The organism is Xenophilus arseniciresistens, assembly GCF_028023875.1.
In the GTDB taxonomy this organism is placed as follows: Bacteria; Pseudomonadota; Gammaproteobacteria; order Burkholderiales; family Burkholderiaceae_C; genus Xenophilus; species Xenophilus arseniciresistens.
The window spans coordinates 82644-101200 of the sequence record NZ_JAQIPB010000008.1; the positions used below are offsets into that span (position 1 = coordinate 82644).

Below are 18557 nucleotides of genomic sequence, written 5' to 3' on the forward strand. Positions count from 1 at the left end.
AGCGGATCTGTTCGCCCCAGTGCGCATCGAGCAAGGCCTGGTGGCAAAAATCCAGCGTGAGCCCGATCAACTGCCGAAACGCCGCCGCCGACTTGGCCTTGACCGTGAAGTTCACGGCGCCGAAGGTCTCGGGCAGCGGATGCACGCGCAGCGTGAGCCGCGTGACGATGCCCAGACTGCCGCCGCCACCACCCTTGAGGCCCCAGAACAGCTCAGGCTGCGTGCAGGTATTGGCGATGCGCACCTGCCCATCGGCGGTGACCACCTCGGCTTCGAGCAAGCTGGCCGAGGCCAAACCATAGCGCCTGGAAAAACTGCCGAAACCGCCGCTGTTCACCAGCCCGGCCACGCCCACCGTCATACAGCCGCCCCCCTGCACATAGCCACCCGCCTGCGTGCTCACGGCGTCGTAGGCCTGCGCCCAGAGCGCGCCCGCGCCAATGGACACCGCGCGCTGCGGCGCCACGCGGCCCGCGCAGCCCTGGGGCACGAAGGCTTCGTGCATCGCGATCTCTCGCATGCCGCGCATCCACACCAGCAGCGAATCGGGCGCGTTGGAGGTGCCCTGATAGCTGTGGCCGCCGCCCTTGACCACCAGCCGCAGCCGGTGCGTGCGCGCGAAGTTCACGGCCGCCACCACATCGGCCGTTTCGCGCGCCGCCACGGCATAGGCGCTGGGCGAAGAGGTCCAGGCATTCGCCCATCCCAGCGTTTGCGTGAGCGCCGCATGGTCGCTGATGAAGTACGGGTTTTTCAGCGACTGGAACAGCTGCTCGCAGGCCGCGATTGGGGCAGCCGCAGATGCAGCGCGGCAGGCCGCGAATGGCGAGGCAAGCGCCTGCAGCCGCCCGCCGACCTGTTGGCCCAGCTGCTGCCACCGGGCTTCGGAAGGCCAGTCGGCGTCGCCGGGCCGTACGCGCGGGCGCAGCCGCGACGCGGGCGCGGCGGCCGGGCTCTGGCTCCACGCAGCGGCGGGCAGCAGCGCGGCCAAGGGCCATGCCGCTGCGGCCTGCAGCAACTGCCGCCGGCGCGCGCCCTGAGGCAAATGGTCGGCGACGCGGCGCTCGTCAGCCACGGCCGGCTTCAGCCTTCGGCCGGGCGCAGCACATAGCCCACGCGCGGGAAGTGCACATGCACCGTGCCCGTGGCCTCGCCGCCCCCTCCGATCATGCGCGCCAGCGTGTAGTGCGTGCGCGTGGCGGCCACCAACGTGCCGGCCGTCTCTTCGAGGCCGAAGCTCTCGGCCCGCACCGTCACGGCGCTGCCCAGGGCGATGCCATGCTCGTCCTGGAAGGTGCTGTCGGCCAGCAGCGTGTGCGGCTTGGCGGCCCGGGCTGCTGCCAGCGCGTCGGCGGCCGTGATCTTGGCAGGGCTGCCATGGCCGATGGCCTTGATGCGGTCCATCCAGTCCAGCACCGCCGGCGTGAGCTGGAGGATGTTCTTGACGGCGTGGATGCGCTGCGTGTACCAGAGGCTGTGGTAGGCCGAGAAGTCGGCGATGCAGGGCGCCTCGCCCAGCAGGAAGGGCCGGTCGTCGAGCATGTCCGACAGGCGCCGCAGGTACGACTTGTAGGCCGCGGCGGCATCGGCCGGGCGCAGGCGGGTCATGTTGCCCGCGCTCATCTTGCCGCGGTCTTCGCCGAAGGCCTTGGCGGCTTCGGGCGGCGCATTGGCAAAGACCTCGGCCGCGCCGCGCGGCTGCAGGTTGTGGGCCATGGCGGCCCAGAACAGCGTGCTGTCGGCCCACTGCGCGAGGATGCGCGACAGGCCCTTTTCAGGCTCGGGGTAGATCGAGGGCTCGGGTTGCAGATGCTCCAGCACGTCGGCGATCAGCGCCGTGTCGCAGTAGATGTCGGCGCCGATCTGCAGCACCGGCGTGCGCCTGTAGCCGCCCGTGAGCGCCAGCAGGTCGGGCTTGGGCATGATGGCCGGGATGATGACCGACTGCCACGGCAGCTTCTTGTAGCCCAGCAGGAGGCGTGTCTTCTCGGAAAAGGGCGAGCTGGCGTAGTGGTGAAGGATCAGGTCGGGCATGGCTTCATCGGGTGAAAGGGCCGTGGGGCGCAGCGCCCGGCCCTTGTGGGCCGCGCGCGCACGCGCACCCTAACCTGTCCTGCGCCGCAGCGCCAGTCGGCGGATCAATCTTCGCCGTAGGAGAGTTTGGGATACCAGTCGGTGCCGCGGCCGCCGGGCGTGAGATCGAGGATGTTCCACAACGGCATGGGGTCGGGGGCGCCGCGCGGGTCCTGGCCCGGATCCTGGGTGCCGCCGAGCTCGGACGCCCAGAAGTGCGAGACCTCGCCGCCGCGCCTGACCCACACGTCCAGGGCCGGCCATTCGCTGCCGTCGGGCGCCAGGCCCCGGTAGTCGCGCGCGAAGTCGTCGCCCACGGTCTGGAAGAAGCGCAGGTTGCGCCAGCCGCGCTCGCGCGCGAAGGCCATCTGGCGCGAGACGGGCGAACGCCCCAGCACGGCCACCGCCACGCGCTGCGTCAGGTCGCGCGCGGGCCCGTCGAGTGCGCCGAGGAAGGAAGTGCACATGGGGCAAGGCCGCTCGCGTTGCGGACCGTACATCCAGAAATAGCTGACCAGGGTGTCGTGCGGGCCGAACAGATCGGCCAGGCCCAGCTCGCGGCCCTGTTCGTCGATGAAGCGATAGTCCGGGGGCGGCGCGCCGCCCTGCGGCAGGGCGCGGCGCATCTGCGCCACGCGCTCGATGTGGCGGCGCAGTTCGATTTCCTCGGCCAGCAGGGCCACACGGGCTTCACGGTAGGCGGCGCTGTCGTTCGGGTAGGGCTGGGCCACTTCCCGCGCCAGGGCCTTGGCGTCACGCAATGGTTGCGACATGGCAGGCTCTCCGCTTGAATGGAGCGCCCACCCTGCCAGAGCGCAGCGCGGCACCGCGTCAGACGGCGCCTTGCCTGGCCCTCAGGCCACCGGCATCGCGCGCCGGATGATGGCGTCCAGATCCAGGCCGCGGCCCAGTGTGCCGAAGGCATGGCCCCAGTCGCCGCCGATGCGCGAGGCCACGAAGGCGCTGTGGACGGCCGCGGGCGCATGCTGCACCAGCAGGCCGGCCTGCAGCGCCAGCGCCACGTCCTGCGCCAGGCGGCGCGCTTCGGCCTCGGTGGCCATGGCTTCCACGCGCGTGGGCAGCGAATCCACGAGCCGGTCCAGCGCCGCGTGCTGGCCGCGCGCGGGCGCCAGCTCCTGCGCGAAGGCGGCGGCTGCATCGCCCTTGCGCAGTGCGCGCAGCAGGTCGATGGCCATGATGTTGCCGGCGCCCTCCCAGATCGAGTTCAGCGGCATCTCGCGGTAGATGCGGGCCATCACGCCCTGGCCGCCCTCCTCCACGTAGCCGTTGCCGCCCAGGCATTCCATGGCTTCCTGCGCCAGGTGGCTGCCGCGCTTGCAGATCCAGAACTTGGCCACGGGCGTGAGGATGCGCGCCATCAGCCGCTCGTGCGCATCGTCCTGCCGGTCGAAGGCCCGCGCCAGGCGGATGGCCAGCGCCGTGGCGGCCTCGCTCTCGAGCGCCAGGTCGGCCAGCACGTTCTTCATCAAGGGCTGCTCGATCAGCGGCTTGCCAAAAGCCTGGCGCTGCGCGGTGTGGTTCAGCGCCAGGGCCACGGCCTGGCGCATGAGGCCGCTGGTGCCCAGCGAGCAATCGAGCCGCGTGAGCGTGCCCATCTCCAGGATCTGCGGAATGCCCCGCCCTTCCTCGCCCACCAGCCAGGCGCTGGCGCCCAGGAACTCCACCTCGGAGCTGGCGTTGGCCTTGTTGCCCAGCTTGTCCTTCAGGCGCTGGATGCGCAGCGCGTTGAGGCTGCCGCCCTGCAGCACGCGCGGCAAAAAGAAGCAGCTCAGGCCGGCCGGCGCCTGCGCCAGCACCAGGAAGGCGTCGCACATGGGCGCCGAGAAGAACCACTTGTGGCCCGTGAGGGCGTAGCGCTCGCCCCAGGCGTCGCTGCCCTCGCGCACGGCCTGCGTCGTGTTGGCGCGCACGTCGGAGCCGCCCTGCTTTTCCGTCATGCCCATGCCCATGGTCAGGCCCGCCTTCTCGCGGAAGGACTTGAGCGCGGGGTCGTACCAGCGGCTGTGCAGCTTGGGCGCCCATTCGGCATGCACGGCTGCATTGCCGCGCAGGCCGGGCGTGACCGCGTAGGTCATGGAGATCGGGCACAGGATGGAGGGCTCCAGCTCGGTGAAGAGCATGAAGCCCGCCGCGCGCAGCACATGGGGCGAGGTCTCGGGCCCGGGCGGCTGGCCCCAGGGCGTGCCGTGCAGGCCCGCGGCCACGGCCGCGCTCATCAGCGCGTGGTAGCTGGGGTGGAACTCCACCTGGTCCACGCGCCGGCCGAATCGGTCGTGCGTGATCAGTTGCGGCGGGTGCACGTTGGCCAGCCGCGCGTGGGCCTGCATCTCGGCCGAGCCCAGCTGCGCCCCCAGCGAACGCAGCGGCGCCACCTGAAGCTGCGGCGCATTGAAGCGCAGCGCATCGCGCAGCGCGCGGTGGGTGTCGAAAAGGTTGTAGTCCACCAGCGGCTCGCTCTGGTTGAACACCTCGTGCGTCAGGGTCATGGTGCCTCCGTGGCTGGGTGGATGGCCATTGCAGTGCAGCCGCGGCTGTGGCTGGCAAGAAAGGCGGGCCCGCGGCAGCACCCGCCCCCGGTCAGGCGGTCCTCAGGCCAGCTTGACCAGCTGCTTGCCGAAGTTCTTGCCCTTGAGCAGGCCCAGGAAGGCTTGCGGCGCGGCCTCGATGCCTTCGGCGATGGACTCGCGCGGGCGCAGCTTGCCGCTGCCCACCAGCGTGCCCAGTTCCTTGAGCGCGTCGGGCCAGACTTCCATGTGCTCGCTGACGATGAAGCCTTCGAGCTTCACGCGGTTGATCAGCAGCAGCGTGGGATTGGTCAGCGGCAGCGGCTGGCCGTCGTAGCCGGCGATCATGCCGCACAGCGCGATGCGCGCAAAGGCGTTCAGGCGCAGCAGCACGGCGTCGAGGATGTAGCCGCCCACGTTCTCGAAGTAGCCATCGATGCCGTCTGGGCAGGCTTGCTTGAGCGCCGCGCTCATGCTCTTGACGTCGGGGTGCTGGCGGTAGTCGATGCAGGCATCGAAGCCCAGTTCGTCGGTCACGTACTTGCACTTGTCCGGGCCGCCCGCGATGCCCACCACGCGGCAGCCACGCGCCTTGGCCAGCGCACCGAAGGCGCTGCCCACCGCGCCCGAGGCCGCGCTCACGACCAGCGTCTCGCCTTCCTTGGGCGCAATGATCTTCACCAGGCCATACCACGCAGTGACACCGGGCATGCCTACGGCGCCCAGGTAGTGCGAGAGCGGCACATGGGTGGTGTCCACCTTGCGCAGTGCGCCGGGTTGCGTGGCGTCGACCACGCTGTACTGCTGCCAGCCGCCAAAGCCCACCACCTTGTCGCCCACGGCGTACTTGGGGTTCCTGCTTTCGACCACCTCGCCCACGGTGCCGCCCTGGAAGGTCTGGCCCAGGGGCTGGCTGGCGGCGTAGCTCTTGGAATCGTTCATGCGCCCGCGCATGTACGGGTCCAGGCTCAGGTAGTGGTGGCGCACCAGCACCTGGCCGTCGGCCAGCGCGGGCGTCTGGGATTCGACCAGCTTGAAGTTGGCTGCGGTGGCTTCGCCCTCGGGGCGGTTGTCGAGGTGGATCTGCTTGTTGGCGGGCATGGATTGCTCCTGGATCGGTAGGGCCGGACGCCAGCGAGGGGCGGCGGCAGGGGCTGGGCGTCAGTCCGTGGAAACGGGCCGAAGGTCGTGAATGGTCTTGCCGTCCACGGGCAGGCGCTTGACGTACTTGAAAGTGCCCGTGGCATGGGTGCACAGATTGCCCTGTGCGTCGTAGATGCTGGCCTCGGTGAAGGCCATGGTGGCCGTGCGGTGCAGCAGCCGCCCTTTGCCCACCAGCGGGCCCTTGGCGGGCCGCATGAAGCTGGTCTTCATCTCGATGGTGACCACGCCCATCTCGGGCTGGACGCTGCGCGCGGCCGCGGCCATGGTCACGTCCAGCAGCGTCATGCAGGCACCGCCGTGCGTGACGAAGAAGCTGTTCAGGTGTTCGGGCCGGGCCTCGTAATGCAGCTCGGAGGCTCCGTTCTCGAAGCGTTCGAGCGTGAAGCCCAGGTGGTCGACAAAGGGGATGGCTACGCCGAAGGAAATGCTCATGGGGAAGGAAGCGTTGAGGGTTGAGCGTGGAGCGTTTGCTGGGAAAAGCCCAACCCCCAGTATCAAGCGGCTCCGAGAACCACGCTGGTGCCGCCGTCCACGGCCAGCCACTGGCCCGTGATGTGCTTGCCGGCGTCGCTGGCGTACAGCAGGGTCAGGCCCTTGAGGTCTTCGTCGTCGCCCAGGCGGTTCAGCGGTGCGGCGGCCTTCATGTTGTCTTCGCCCAGCTGGTCGATCAGGCCCGAAGCCATCTTGGTGCGGAAGAAGCCCGGGCAGATGGCGTTGACGGTGATGCCGTAGCGGCCCCACTCGGCCGCCAGCGTGCGCGTGAAGCCGATCACCGCCGTCTTCGAAGTGTTGTAGGCCAGGGTCTTCATGCCCACCGGGTTGCCGTTGAGGCCCGCGATGGAGGCGATGTTGATGATGCGGCCCGACTTCTTCGGGATCATGTAGCCGTTGGCGATCTGCTGCGCGAGGATGAAATAGCCGCGCACGTTGAGGTTCATGACCTTGTCCCAGGCCGCGACGGGGTGTTCCTCGGCGGGGGCGCCCCAGCTCGCGCCGGCGTTGTTCACCAGGATGTCCACGGCGCCCATGCGCGCCAGGGTCTCGTCGGCCAGGCGGCGCGTGTCTTCCTCCTTGGCGCAGTCGGCGGCGATCCAGCGCGCGTCGATGCCGGCGGCCTGCAGCTCGGCGGCGGCCTGCTCCAGGTCTTCGGCCTTGCGCGAGCTCAGCATGATGCGCGCGCCGGCCTCGCCCAGCGCGTGGGCCATCTGCAGGCCCAGGCCGCGCGAGCCGCCGGTCACCAGGGCGGTCTTGCCCTTGAGGTCGAAGAGTTGTTGAACGTTGCGGGTCACGGTGTCTCCTGATGCGAAAGAAATCCGAAGGCCGTTCGGCGCGGCCTCCGGTCGGTTGCAGAACCTGGTCTCAGATCTCGTAGTCGAGCACGGTGCGCGACTCGCGCAGCTGGCCCAGCAGCACGCCGGCCTGCTTGTGGCGCGGGTGCACCTGGTAGGCGTCCAGCGCGGCCTTGTCCTCGAACACGGAATACAGCAGCACGTCCATGTTGGCCTCCAGGCCCTCGCGGCACGTCGCCACCTCGAACTCGCGCATGCCCGGCACGATGTCGCGGCAGGCCAGCAGTTCGTCCCTGAAGCGCCCGGCCTCGGCCGGGTCCTTGAGCTTCCACATCACGATGTGCTTGATCATGCAATGTCCTTCATGCGCGAGCGCACCCAGATCAGCAGCAGGCCGACGGCCGCCGCCACGGCGCCCGGCGCGGCCAGGCTCCAGCCCAGCGCCTCGCTGGCGCGGCCGGTGGCGATGCCCAGCACCACCATCAGCAGGCCGCCGTAGATCAGCACCCAGGTCAGGTGCTCGATCCAGTGGCGCTGGCGCTTCGCGGGCGCGATGGCGGTCATCAGAAGGCCTCCTCGGGCAGTTCGGCGCACACGGGGTCGCGGCGCTCGACCACCTGGAGCCAGGCGCCGATCTTGGGGAGTTCGTAGTGGAAGAAATAGGTCATGGCGCCGATTCTCCCGACATTCCCCAGCGTGCCGCTGCCGGCCTGCGCCGCGTCGGACTTGAGCGCGCACAGCGCCACGTCCAGCCAGATCCAGGCGATGACCGTGTGGCCGAAGGCCTGCATGTAGGGCACGGCATTGGCCAGCGCCTCGGCCGGGTTGCCCGTGGCCCAGGCTTGCTTCGTGGCGGCTTCGATCTGCTGCCACGCGGCCTGGAGCGCCTTCGCATGCGCGGCCAGTGCGGGCACGTCGCCTGCGCGCCGGGCCGTGTCGTCCACGCGCTGCGCCAGCAGCTGCAGCCCGCGGCCCTGCTCCATCAGCACCTTGCGGCCCAGCAGGTCGGCGGCCTGGATGCCGTGCGTGCCTTCGTGGATCATGTTCAGGCGGTTGTCGCGCCAGTACTGCTCCACCGGGAAGTCGCGCGTGTAGCCGTAGCCGCCGTGGATCTGGATCGCCAGCGAGTTGGCCTCCAGGCACCATTCGCTGGGGAAGCTCTTGGCGATGGGCGTCAGCACTTCCAGCAGCAGGCGCGCCTCGTCGGCGCTGGCGGCTTCGCCGGTCTTCTGCTCGTCCACCAGCTTGGCGCAGTACAGCTCCAGCGCGAAAGCGCCTTCGCAATAAGCCTTCTGGGCCAGCAGCATGCGGCGCACGTCGGCGTGCTCGATGATTCGCACCTGCGGCTTCGCAGCATCCTTGCCGGACGGGCCTACGGGGCGACCCTGCGGCCGGTTCTTCGCATAGTCCAGCGAGGCGTAGTAGCCCGCCAGCCCCAGCATGGCCGCGGCCGTGCCCACGCCGATGCGCGCCTCGTTCATCATGTGGAACATGCAGGCCAGGCCCTGGCCGGGCTTGCCCACCAGGTAGCCCACGGCGCCGGCCTGGCCATCGACCGGGAACTTGCCCTCGCCGAAATTCAGCAAGGTGTTGGTGGTGCCGCGCCAGCCCAGCTTGTGGTTCAGGCCGGCCAGCGCCACGTCGTTGCGCACGCCCGTCAGCTTGCCCTCGGTGTCCACCAGCTTCTTGGGCACGATGAACAGCGAGATGCCCTTGACGCCGGGGACCAGCCTGCCCTCGGCGTCAGGGATCTTGGCCAGCACGATGTGAACGATGTTCTCGGTCAGCTCATGGTCGCCGGCCGAGATCCACATCTTGTTGCCCTTGAGGCGGTAGCGCGGGCCCAGCGGGTCGCTCTCGAAGTCGGCGCCATCGGGCACGGCGCGCGTGGCCACGTCCGACAGCGACGAGCCGGCCTGCGGCTCCGACAGGCACATGGTGCCGGCCCAGCGGCCGCTGAATTCGTTGAGCGCGAACACCTGCTTCTGCAGTTCGGTGCCATGCACCATCAGCAGGTTGGCATTGCCGCTGGTCAGCATGTTGGAGCCGATGCTCACCGAGGCCAGGCCGAAGAAGGCGTTGGCCGCGGCCTGCACCGTGTAGGGCAGCTGCATGCCGCCGATGTCGTAGTCCTGCGCCGCGGCCATCATGCCGCTTTCCACGAAGGCCGCGTGCGCGTCGTGCGTGGCCTGCGGCAGGATCACCTTCTCGCCGTCGAAATGCGGCTCCTGCGTGTCGACCGTGCGGTTGAAGGGTGCGTACTTCTCGCGCGCGATGCGCTCGCAGGTGTCGAGCACGGCATCGAAGGTCTCGCGCGAATGGTCGGCGAAGCGCTCGCGCTCATTCAGCGTTTGCGCGGCCAGCCATTCGTAGAGAAGAAAGTCCAGGGTCGGGCGAAGGCTCATGGCGCGGCTTACAGGACTTCGAACACGCCGGCAGCGCCCATGCCGCCGCCGATGCACATCGTGACCACCACTTTCTTGGCGCCGCGGCGCTTGCCTTCGATCAGCGCATGGCCCGTCAGGCGCTGGCCGCTCACGCCGTAGGGGTGGCCCACGGCGATGGCGCCGCCGTTGACGTTGAGCCGGTCGTCGGGCAGGCCCAGCTTGTCGCGGCAGTAGATGACCTGCACGGCAAAAGCTTCATTCAGTTCCCACAGGTCGATGTCGCCCACCTTCAGGCCCAGCTTGTTCAGCACCTTGGGGATGGCGAAGACGGGGCCGATGCCCATCTCGTCGGGCTCGCAGCCGGCCACGGCAAAGCCCAGGAAGCGGCCCAGGGGCTTGAGGCCCTTGCGCTCGGCGTACTTCTCGTCGACCACCACGCAGGCGCCGCCGCCGTCGGAGAACTGGCTGGCATTGCCGGCCGAGATCAGCCCGCCGGGCACGGCCGAGCGGATGCCGCTGATGCCTTCCTTGGTGGTGCCGGGGCGGATGCCCTCGTCGTTCTCCACCGTCACCTGCTTGGTGATCAGGCCCAGCTGGGCGTCGGCCACGCCGGCCAGCACGGTGATGGGGGCGATCTCGTCCTTGAACTTGCCGGCTTCCAGCGCGGCGGTGGCGCGCTGCTGGCTGCGGGCGCCGTACTCGTCCATCGCGTCGCGGCCGATGTTGTAGCGCTTGGCCACCTGCTCGGCGGTCTGCAGCATGTTCCAGTAGATCTCGGGCTTGTGCTTGACCAGCCAGGGGTCGGCCAGCATGTGGGTGTTCGACTCGTTCTGCACGCACGAGATGCTTTCCACGCCGCCGGCCACGTAGACCTCGCCCTCGCCCGCGATGATGCGCTGCGAGGCGGTGGCGATGGTCTGCAGGCCCGAGGAGCAGAAGCGGTTGATGGTCATGCCCGAGGTGGTGATGGGCAGGCCCGCGCGCAGCGCGATCTGGCGCGCGATGTTGGCGCCGGTGGCGCCTTCGGGCGTGGCGCAGCCCATGATCACGTCGTCGACCTCGGCACCGTCGATGCCTGCGCGCTGCACCGCATGCTGCACCGCATGGCCGCCCAGCGTGGCGCCGTGGGTCATGTTGAAGGCACCCTTCCAGCTCTTGGCGAGCGGGGTGCGGGCGGTGGAAACGATCACTGCGCTGGTCATGGTGTCTTCCTTGGATGAAAAGCGGGGTTGAGTTCAGGAGGGCTGCGCGTCGCCGCGCAGCACCTGCAGGTAGAAGCGGATCATGTCGCCATAGGCGGCCACGGACAGTCGCTCGTTGGTCCCGTGGAAGCGGGCCAGGTCCTCGCCGCTCACGCGGATCGGCGAGAAGCGGTAGACGGCCGGGCTCAGCCGCGTGAAGTGGCGCGAATCGGTGGCGGCGGTCATCAGGCCCGGCGCCACCACGGCTTCGGGGAAGACTTCGCGCACCGCGCGCTCGATGCGGCGGAAGCCCTCGTGCGCCGTGGGAGAGATGGGCGAAGGCTCGGCGTTGCCCGGATAGGGCTTGATCTGGATCGCGTCGTTGCTCAGCGCCTGGCGCAGGTGGGCCTGCACGCTGGCCAGCGTGTCGCCCGGCAGCACGCGGAAGTTGACGGCTGCCTCGGCGCGGCCGGGCAGCACGTTGTCCTTGTTGCCGGCGCGCACGATCGTGAGTGCCGTGGTGGTGCGCAGCATGGCGTTGCTGCTGGGGCTTTTCTCCAGCTGGCCCTGCACCAGCGGTGCGGTGAGCCACAGGTTGCTGAGCATGAAGCGGTTGATGCCGTTCATCTCGGGCGCCAGGGTGCCGAACATGTCGCCGGCCACGCCGCGGATGGCCCCGGGCATGGGCGTGGCTTCAAGCCGCGCCAGCGCGGCGCTCATCTGGCCGATGGCGCTTTTTTGCGGCGGCATCGAGGAATGGCCCGGCGCCGTGTCGAGCGACAGGAAGAAGGTCGCGTAGCCCTTCTCGGCCACGCCGATCAGCGCCGCGGGCTTGGACAGGCCCGGCAGCACGCCGTCGAGCACCAGCAGGCCCTCGTCGAGCACCCAGTCCAGCTTGACGCCGCGCGACTGCAGCAGCTCGGTGATGGGCACCGCGCCGCGCAGGCCGCTGACTTCCTCGTCGGCGCCCATGGCGAAGTAGATCGTGCGCTGCGGCTGGAAGCCCTGGCCCAGCAGCGTCTCGACGGCCTCCATCTGCGCGAAGAGGTTGCCCTTGTTGTCGAGCGCGCCGCGGCCCCAGATGAAGCCGTCCTTGAGCTCGCCCGAGAAGGGCTCGACCGACCAGGCCTTTTCGGTGCCCGGTGCGATGGGCACCACGTCCTGGTGCGACAGGATGGCCACGGCCGCCGCATGCGCGTCGCGGCCCTTCCAGGTGTAGAGCAGCGCCTGCTGGCCCACCACCTCGCGCTGCAGCGCCGCGTGGGCACGCGGGTAGTGCTGCGCCAGGTAGGCGTGCAGCGCCTCGAACTCGGCCGCGCTGGCGGCCGGGTTCTCCAGGCTGGAGACGGTGCGCAGGCGCAGCGCGCCGGCCAGACGTGAGGCCGCGGCGTTCAGGTCCAGCGCCAGGGCCGGCGCGGGCGGCACCGCCACCTGCCGCGAGCCCTGCCGCCAGGCATTCACCCCCAGGGCCAGCGCCAGCAGCACCAGCAGGGCCACGAGGCCAGCCAGGCCCTTTGCAAGAAGTCGGATCACGGGATCGAGTGCGCGAGGGTGAAGTGCGGCATGGCGCGGCTCAGGCGAAACCGCCCTTGCCTTCTGCGACAAGCTTCTGGATCAGCGGTGCCGGCTGCCAGAAGTTCGCATCGTCATGCGGGTTGCGCGCAAAGCGCTTCATGGTCTCGGCCACGTTGTACAGGCCCACCTGGCTTGCGTAGTGCATGGGGCCGCCGCGGTGCATGGGGAAGCCATAGCCCGTCAGGTACACCATGTCAATGTCGCCGGCCTTGCTCGCGATGCCGTCCTCCAGGATGTGCGCGCCTTCGTTGACCAGCGCATACACCAGGCGCTGCACGATCTCCTCGTCGGAAATCTTGCGCGGCGTGATGCCCAGCTCCTTGCGGTGGTCCTCGATCATCTTGTTGACCAGATCGCTCGGGATCGCGTCGCGCTTGCCGGCCTGGTAGTCGTACCAGCCCGCGCCGGTCTTCTGGCCGAAGCGGCCCAGCTCGCACAGCTTGTCGGCCGTCTTGCTGTACTTCATCTCGGCGCGCTCGGTGGCGCGGCGCTTGCGGATGGCCCAGCCGATGTCGTTGCCGGCCAGATCGCCCATGCGGAACGGGCCCATCGCGAAGCCGAACTTCTCGATGGCCTTGTCCACCTGCTGCGGCGTGGCGCCTTCGTCCAGCAGGAAGCCGGCCTGGCGGCTGTACTGCTCGATCATGCGGTTGCCGATGAAGCCGTCGCACACGCCCGAGACCACGGCGGTCTTCTTGATCTTCTTGGCGATGGCCATCACGGTGGCCATCACGTCCTTGCCGGTCTTGGCGCCGCGCACCACTTCCAGCAGCTTCATCACGTTGGCCGGGCTGAAGAAGTGCATGCCGACCACGTCCTGCGGGCGCTTGGTGAAGGCGGCGATCTTGTCCACGTCCAGCGTGGAGGTGTTGGAGGCCAGGATGGCGCCGGGCTTGGCAATGGCGTCCAGCTGCGTGAACACCTTCTCCTTGACGCCCAGTTCCTCGAACACCGCCTCGATGATCAGGTCGGCACCCTTGAGGTCGTCATAGCTCAGCGTGGTCTTGAGCAGGGCCATGCGCTGCTCGTACTTGTCCTGCTTGAGCTTGCCCTTCTTGACCTGGGCTTCGTAGTTCTTCTTGATGGTGGCGACGCCGCGGTCCAGCGCTTCCTGCTTCATCTCCAGCATCGTCACCGGCACGCCGGCGTTGAGGAAGTTCATGGCGATGCCGCCGCCCATGGTGCCGGCGCCGATCACGCCCACGGTCTTGATCTCGCGCTTGGGCGTGTCTTCGGGCACGTCGGGGATCTTGCTGGCGGCGCGCTCGGCCACGAAGAGGTGTCGCAGCGCGGCTGACTCGGGCGTCATCATCAGCGCCAGGAAGATCTCGCGCTCCTTGGCCATGCCGTCGTCGAACTTGAGCTTGGTGGCGGCCTGCACGGCTTCCACGCACTTGAGCGGCGCGGGGAAGTTTTTGGACATGCCGCCCACCATGTTCTTGGCGAACTGGAAGTAGGCGTCGCCCTGGGGGTGCTTGCACGGCAGATTGCGCACCAGCGGCAGGTCGCCACCCTTGGCGGCCACCTCGCGCGCCAGCGCCACGGCCTCGTCCATCAGCGACTCGGGCGACGCGGCCAGCTTGTCGAACAGCTTCTGGCCCGGAGCCTGGGCCAGCAGTTCGCTGGGCACGGGCTGGCCGCTCACGATCAGGTTCAGGGCGGCTTCCACGCCCAGCACGCGCGGCAGGCGCTGCGTGCCGCCGGCGCCGGGGATCAGGCCCAGCTTCACTTCGGGCAGCGCCACCTGGGTGCCCGGTGCGGCCACGCGGTAGTGGCAGCCCAGCGCCAGTTCCAGGCCGCCGCCCATGCACACCGAATGGATGGCCGCCACGATGGGCTTGCTCGAGGCTTCGAGCGCGAGGATCACCGACAGCAGGTTCGGGTCCTGCAGCGCCTTGGGCGAGCCGAATTCCTTGATGTCGGCGCCGCCCGAGAAGGCCTTGCCCGCACCCGTGATCACGATGGCCTTGACGGCCGCGTCCTCGAGCGCCTTCGCCAGGGCAGACGTGATGCCGGCGCGCGTGGCATGGCCCAGCCCGTTCACGGGCGGGTTGCTCATGGTGATCACGGCCACATCGCCATGCACTTTGTATTCAGCCGTCATGCTGCAGTCCTCTGGTAGGTGAAGAGAGAGAGAAAGGGAAGAAGGCGGGGCGTGCCGATCAAAGCGCGGGAGGCTCTTTTTTTGAGCAGCGCCGCTGCGCATCCAGAAAAAGCACGAGTGTTCTTTTTTCCAAATTCTAGGCAGTTCGCCCGCAAGGGCAACGCAGTTCAGTCGCTGGCGGGACAAGCGCCGTGCGCGCCCTGCTCCACCGGCCACCGGCCGTCCGATGCGCTGCCATTTTTGCGAGCGCATCCGTGCAATGCAAAACCCCGGCCGGGGCCGGGGTCTCGCGCAGTCGGGAGGGGCCTGAGCCTCGGCTCAAACCTCCAGCCACTCCTTGCGCGTGTTCGAATCGGCGCGCAGGCTGTCGGGCGTGCCGTCGAAGACGATGCTGCCGTGGCCCATGACGAGCACGCGGTCGGAGATGTGCATGGCGATGGTCAGCTTCTGCTCGATCAGCAGCACCGAGATGCCCTTGTCCTTGAGCGCCTTGAGGTACTGGCCGACCAGCTCCACGATCTTGGGCGCCAGGCCCTCGGTGGGCTCGTCGATGATGATCAGGTCCGGGTCGCCCATCAGCGTGCGGCACAGGGTCAGCATCTGCTGCTCGCCGCCCGAGAGCACGCCCGCCTCGGTGTGCTCGCGCTCCTTCAGGCGCGGGAACATGGCGTACATGTCGTCGAAGCTCCAGCGCCCGCCCTTCTTGCCGCTCTTCTGGCCCAGCATCAGGTTCTGCTCGACTGTCAGGTTGGGAAAGACGTCGCGACTCTCGGGCACGTAGCCGATCCCCAGGTGCGCGATCTCGTAGGCCTTGCGCTTGAGGATGTTCTGGCCCTTCCAGTGGATGTCGCCCTCGGCATCGACCAGGCCCATGATGGCCTTGGCCGTGGTCGAGCGGCCCGAGCCGTTGCGCCCCAGCAGCGCGACGATCTCGCCCGGGTTGACGCCGAAATTCACGCCATGCAGAACGTGGCTCTTGCCGTAGTAGGCGTGCAGATCTTGAATTTTCAACATGTCAGGCCTCCGCCGGGCCGCCCCAAGGCAGGCCTGAGCGCCCCCTCGGGGGGCAGTGATACACGAAGTGATGAACGTGGGGGCGTCATTGCTAATGTCCCCCTTGCGCGTCGGCCACGGGCGAGCCCAGGTAGGCCTCCTGCACGCGCGCGTTGGCGCGCACGGCTTCGGGCGTGTCGTAGGCGATGACCTCGCCGTAGACCACCACGGCGATCTTGTCGGCCAGGCCGAAGACCACCCCCATGTCGTGCTCCACGGTCAGCAGCGTCTTGCCCACCGTCACCTCGCGGATCAGGTTGATGAAGTGCGCGGTCTCGGTCTTGCTCATGCCGGCCGTGGGCTCGTCCAGCAGGATCACGTTGGCACCACCGCCGATGGTGATGCCGATCTCCAGCGCGCGCTGTTCGGCGTAGGTCAGGTTCATGGCCAGCACGTCGCGCTTGCGCTCCAGGCCCACCTGGCGCATGAGCAGCTCGGCGCGTTCGTTCGCATCGTCCATGCGCGAGAGAAAGCGCAGGAAGGTGTAGCGGTAGCCCAGGCTCCACAGCACCCCGCAGCGCAGGTTCTCGAACACGCTGAGCTTGGGGAAGATGTTGGTGATCTGGAAGCTGCGCGAGAGGCCCTTGCGGTTGATCTCGTAAGGCGCCAGGCCGCTGATGCGCTCGCCGTTGAGCAGCACCTCGCCGCTGGTGGGCGCCAGGCGGCCGCTGATCAGGTTGAACAGTGTGGACTTGCCGGCGCCGTTGGGGCCGATCACGGCCACGCGCTCGCCCGGGTTCACGGCCAGGTTGGCGCCGCGGATGATCGGCGTCTTGCCGAAGGACTTGTGCAGGTCCTTGAGTTCGAGGGCATAGGTCATCAGGCCGTTTCCTTCCGCTTGATTTCAGCTTCGATTTCGCCCTGGGCCTGACCCCAGACGCGCACGAAGCGCCGGCGCACGACTTCCAGCAGCGCGCCGCCCACCACCATCAGCACGATGGCGATGGTCCAGTGCGAGGCCGCGGAGGTATCCAGGTTCCAGCCGAAGAAGTGGACCTGCGGGCCCAGGGCGGCATTGAGCTGGATGTGGTAGATCATCTCGACCAGGGCCGCGAAGCCCACGACCATCACCGCGCTGGTGACGGCCAGGCCCGCATACAGCAGCCAGAAGCGCTTGAACTTGCCGAACAGCGCCACGCGCACGTTCATCATGATCAGGCTGGCCACGCCGCCGGGCGCGAACATCACCATGAACAGGAACACCAGGCCCAGGTACAGCAGCCAGGCCTTGCTGAGTTCAGACAGCAGGATGGAGGCCAGCACCAGCAGCACGGCACCGATGATGGGGCCGAAGAAGAAGGTGGCGCCGCCCAGGAAGGTGAACAGCAGGTATCCGCCCGAGCGGATCGCGCTGAGGCTGTCGGCCGCGTTCACGATCTCGAAGTTGATGGCTGCCAGGCCGCCACCGATGCCGGCGAAAAAGCCCGCGATGATGAAGGACAGGTAGCGCACCCACTGGGTGTTGTAGCCGATGAACTCCACGCGCTCGGGGTTGTCGCGCACCGCGTTGAGCATGCGGCCCAGCGGCGTGGCCGTGAAGGCGAACATCAGCGCCGTGCAGATGAAGCAGTAGAAGACGATGAGGTAGTACACCTGGATCTGCGGGCCGAAGTTCCAGAACAGGAACTTGCCGTAGGTGCGGTCGGTGGTCACGCCGCCCTCGCCGCCGAAGAAGCCCGGGAACATCAGCGACATGGCCGCCACCAGCTCGCCCAGGCCCATGGTGATCATGGCGAAGGTGGTGCCGGACTTCTTGGTCGTGACGTAGCCGAACAGCGCCGCGAAGAAGGCCCCGGCCAGGCCGGCCACGATGGGGATGGTGACCAGCGGCAGCGGGACCTGCCCCTTGGTGGCCATGTTCATCGCATGCACCGCGATGAAGGAGCCCATGCCGGTGTAGACCGCGTGGCCGAAGCTCAGCATGCCGCCCTGCCCCAGCAGGATGTTGTACGACAGGCAGATGATGATCAGGTAGCCGATCTGCGAGAGCATGGTCAGCGCCAGGCTGCTCGTGAACACCAGGGGCGCCACGATCAGCGCGATGGCGAAGGCGCTCCAGACCACGATGCGGCCCACGTTGAGCGGCCGGTAGCGGTAGTAAGCGGGGGACGTAGCGCTCATGTTGGAAGTGGTGCTGCTCATCTCAGGTTGCTCTCTTTCCCAGCAGGCCCTGCGGGCGGAAGATCAGGATCAGGACCAGGAACAGATAGGGCAGGATGGGCGCCATCTGCGAGATCGTGAGCTTGAGCACGGGGTAGCCGAAGGTCTGCTCGCCCACGGCCAGGCCCAGGGCCTGCAGGCCCGAAGCCATGGAGTGGTCCAGCGCCACGGCGAAGGTCTGGATCACGCCGATCAGGATGGAAGCCAGGAAGGCACCGCCCAGCGAGCCCATGCCGCCCACCACCACCACCACGAAGATGATGGGGCCCACGGCCATGGCCATGGCGGGCTCGGTGACGTAGGTGTTGCCGCCGATCACGCCGGCCAGGCCCGCCAGCGCGCAGCCGCCGCCGAAGACCAGCATGAACACGCGCGGCACGTTGTGGCCCAGGGCCTCGACCATCTCGGGGTTTTTGAGTGCGGCCTGGATCACCAGGCCGATGCGGGTGCGCGTGAGCAGCAGCCAGACCGCGACCAGCATGACCACGGCCACCAGCATGATGAAGGAACGCGACTTGGGGAACTGGGTGCCGTAGAGCGTGAACAGCGGGCCCTGCAGCGCCTCGGGCAGGCCATAGGGCACGGTGGAGCGGCCCCAGGCCAGTTGCACCACTTCGAGGATCAGGTACGACAGGCCGAAGGTCACCAGCAGTTCGGGCACATGGCCGAACTTGTGCACGCGCCGCAGGCTGTAGCGCTCGAACGCGGCGCCCAGCACGGCCACCAGCACGGGCGCGATGAACAGCGCCGGCCAGAAGCCGATGGAGCCCGACAGCGTGTAGCCGAAATAGGCGCCCAGCATGTAGAAGCTGGCGTGCGCGAAGTTCAGCACGCCCATCATGCTGAAGATCAGCGTCAGGCCCGAACTGAGCATGAACAGCAGCAAGCCGTAGCTCACGCCGTTGAGCATGGAGATGAAGAAGAATTCCACGGCAATCGACCTTTGCGGCCCCCCATCAAGTCAAGAAAAAATTGGCCCCCACGCTCCCTCGCGCCCTCCGGGAGGGTCGCGCTTTCCTTGGGACGGCCCGGCGGAAAAAAAGAGG

Annotated in this window: 16 protein-coding genes and 1 pseudogene; all 17 read right to left on the bottom strand. The window is 68.3% G+C overall.

The window, feature by feature from the left end:
- Window positions 1–250: 250 nt before the first annotated feature.
- Window positions 251–1075 (bottom strand): annotated as a pseudogene (locus PGB34_RS23115) (FAD-binding oxidoreductase); the annotation flags it as partial.
- An 8-nt stretch (window positions 1076–1083) separates the two neighbouring features.
- Window positions 1084–2034: a glutathione S-transferase family protein gene (locus PGB34_RS16765; RefSeq protein ID WP_271429253.1), complete on the bottom strand. Its 951-nt coding sequence runs from the start codon at window positions 2032–2034 to the stop codon at window positions 1084–1086.
- Between the two features lie 104 nt (window positions 2035–2138).
- Entirely contained in the window at window positions 2139–2846 is a 708-nt protein-coding gene (locus PGB34_RS16770) for a DUF899 family protein (protein WP_271429254.1), read from the bottom strand.
- A gap of 81 nt (window positions 2847–2927) precedes the next feature.
- On the bottom strand, window positions 2928–4580 hold the full coding sequence (locus PGB34_RS16775) for an isovaleryl-CoA dehydrogenase (protein WP_271429255.1): 1653 nt from the start codon (window positions 4578–4580) through the stop codon (window positions 2928–2930).
- A gap of 102 nt (window positions 4581–4682) precedes the next feature.
- Window positions 4683–5699, bottom strand: coding sequence for an NADP-dependent oxidoreductase (locus tag PGB34_RS16780; protein ID WP_271429256.1), 1017 nt, complete (start codon window positions 5697–5699; stop codon window positions 4683–4685).
- A gap of 60 nt (window positions 5700–5759) precedes the next feature.
- Window positions 5760–6194 carry a PaaI family thioesterase gene (locus PGB34_RS16785; RefSeq protein WP_271429257.1) on the bottom strand — a complete coding sequence of 145 codons (435 nt, stop codon included), beginning with the start codon at window positions 6192–6194 and terminating at the stop codon, window positions 5760–5762.
- 62 nt (window positions 6195–6256) lie between these two features.
- Window positions 6257–7051 (bottom strand): SDR family oxidoreductase, encoded by a 795-nt coding sequence (locus PGB34_RS16790; RefSeq protein ID WP_271429258.1) that lies wholly within the window; start codon window positions 7049–7051, stop codon window positions 6257–6259.
- A 70-nt stretch (window positions 7052–7121) separates the two neighbouring features.
- Window positions 7122–7403: a Dabb family protein gene (locus PGB34_RS16795; protein ID WP_271429259.1), complete on the bottom strand. Its 282-nt coding sequence runs from the start codon at window positions 7401–7403 to the stop codon at window positions 7122–7124.
- Complete coding sequence (locus tag PGB34_RS16800) at window positions 7400–7615, bottom strand: hypothetical protein (RefSeq protein ID WP_271429260.1); 216 nt, start codon at window positions 7613–7615, stop codon at window positions 7400–7402. Before PGB34_RS16800 ends, PGB34_RS16795 begins: the two co-directional genes overlap by 4 nt.
- Window positions 7615–9456, bottom strand: a complete 1842-nt coding sequence (locus PGB34_RS16805; RefSeq protein ID WP_271429261.1) for an acyl-CoA dehydrogenase — start codon at window positions 9454–9456, stop codon at window positions 7615–7617. Before PGB34_RS16805 ends, PGB34_RS16800 begins: the two co-directional genes overlap by 1 nt.
- Before the next feature lie 8 nt (window positions 9457–9464).
- Entirely contained in the window at window positions 9465–10640 is a 1176-nt protein-coding gene (locus PGB34_RS16810; protein ID WP_271429262.1) for an acetyl-CoA C-acyltransferase, read from the bottom strand.
- A 33-nt stretch (window positions 10641–10673) separates the two neighbouring features.
- Window positions 10674–12152 carry a M20 family peptidase gene (locus tag PGB34_RS16815; protein ID WP_271429263.1) on the bottom strand — a complete coding sequence of 493 codons (1479 nt, stop codon included), beginning with the start codon at window positions 12150–12152 and terminating at the stop codon, window positions 10674–10676.
- A 40-nt stretch (window positions 12153–12192) separates the two neighbouring features.
- Window positions 12193–14298, bottom strand: coding sequence for a 3-hydroxyacyl-CoA dehydrogenase NAD-binding domain-containing protein (locus PGB34_RS16820; RefSeq protein WP_271429264.1), 2106 nt, complete (start codon window positions 14296–14298; stop codon window positions 12193–12195).
- A gap of 318 nt (window positions 14299–14616) precedes the next feature.
- Complete coding sequence (locus tag PGB34_RS16825; RefSeq protein ID WP_271429265.1) at window positions 14617–15312, bottom strand: ABC transporter ATP-binding protein; 696 nt, start codon at window positions 15310–15312, stop codon at window positions 14617–14619.
- A gap of 91 nt (window positions 15313–15403) precedes the next feature.
- Window positions 15404–16171: an ABC transporter ATP-binding protein gene (locus tag PGB34_RS16830; RefSeq protein WP_271429266.1), complete on the bottom strand. Its 768-nt coding sequence runs from the start codon at window positions 16169–16171 to the stop codon at window positions 15404–15406.
- The gene (locus PGB34_RS16835; protein WP_271429267.1) at window positions 16171–17493 is read right to left on the bottom strand and encodes a branched-chain amino acid ABC transporter permease; all 1323 of its coding nucleotides are present in this window, start codon (window positions 17491–17493) and stop codon (window positions 16171–16173) included. The genes PGB34_RS16830 and PGB34_RS16835 overlap by 1 nt, the downstream gene beginning before the upstream one ends.
- Window position 17494: 1 nt before the next feature.
- A complete protein-coding gene (locus tag PGB34_RS16840) occupies window positions 17495–18448 on the bottom strand; it encodes a branched-chain amino acid ABC transporter permease (RefSeq protein WP_271429432.1) in 954 nt (317 codons plus the stop codon).
- Between the last annotated feature and the right edge of the window lie 109 nt (window positions 18449–18557).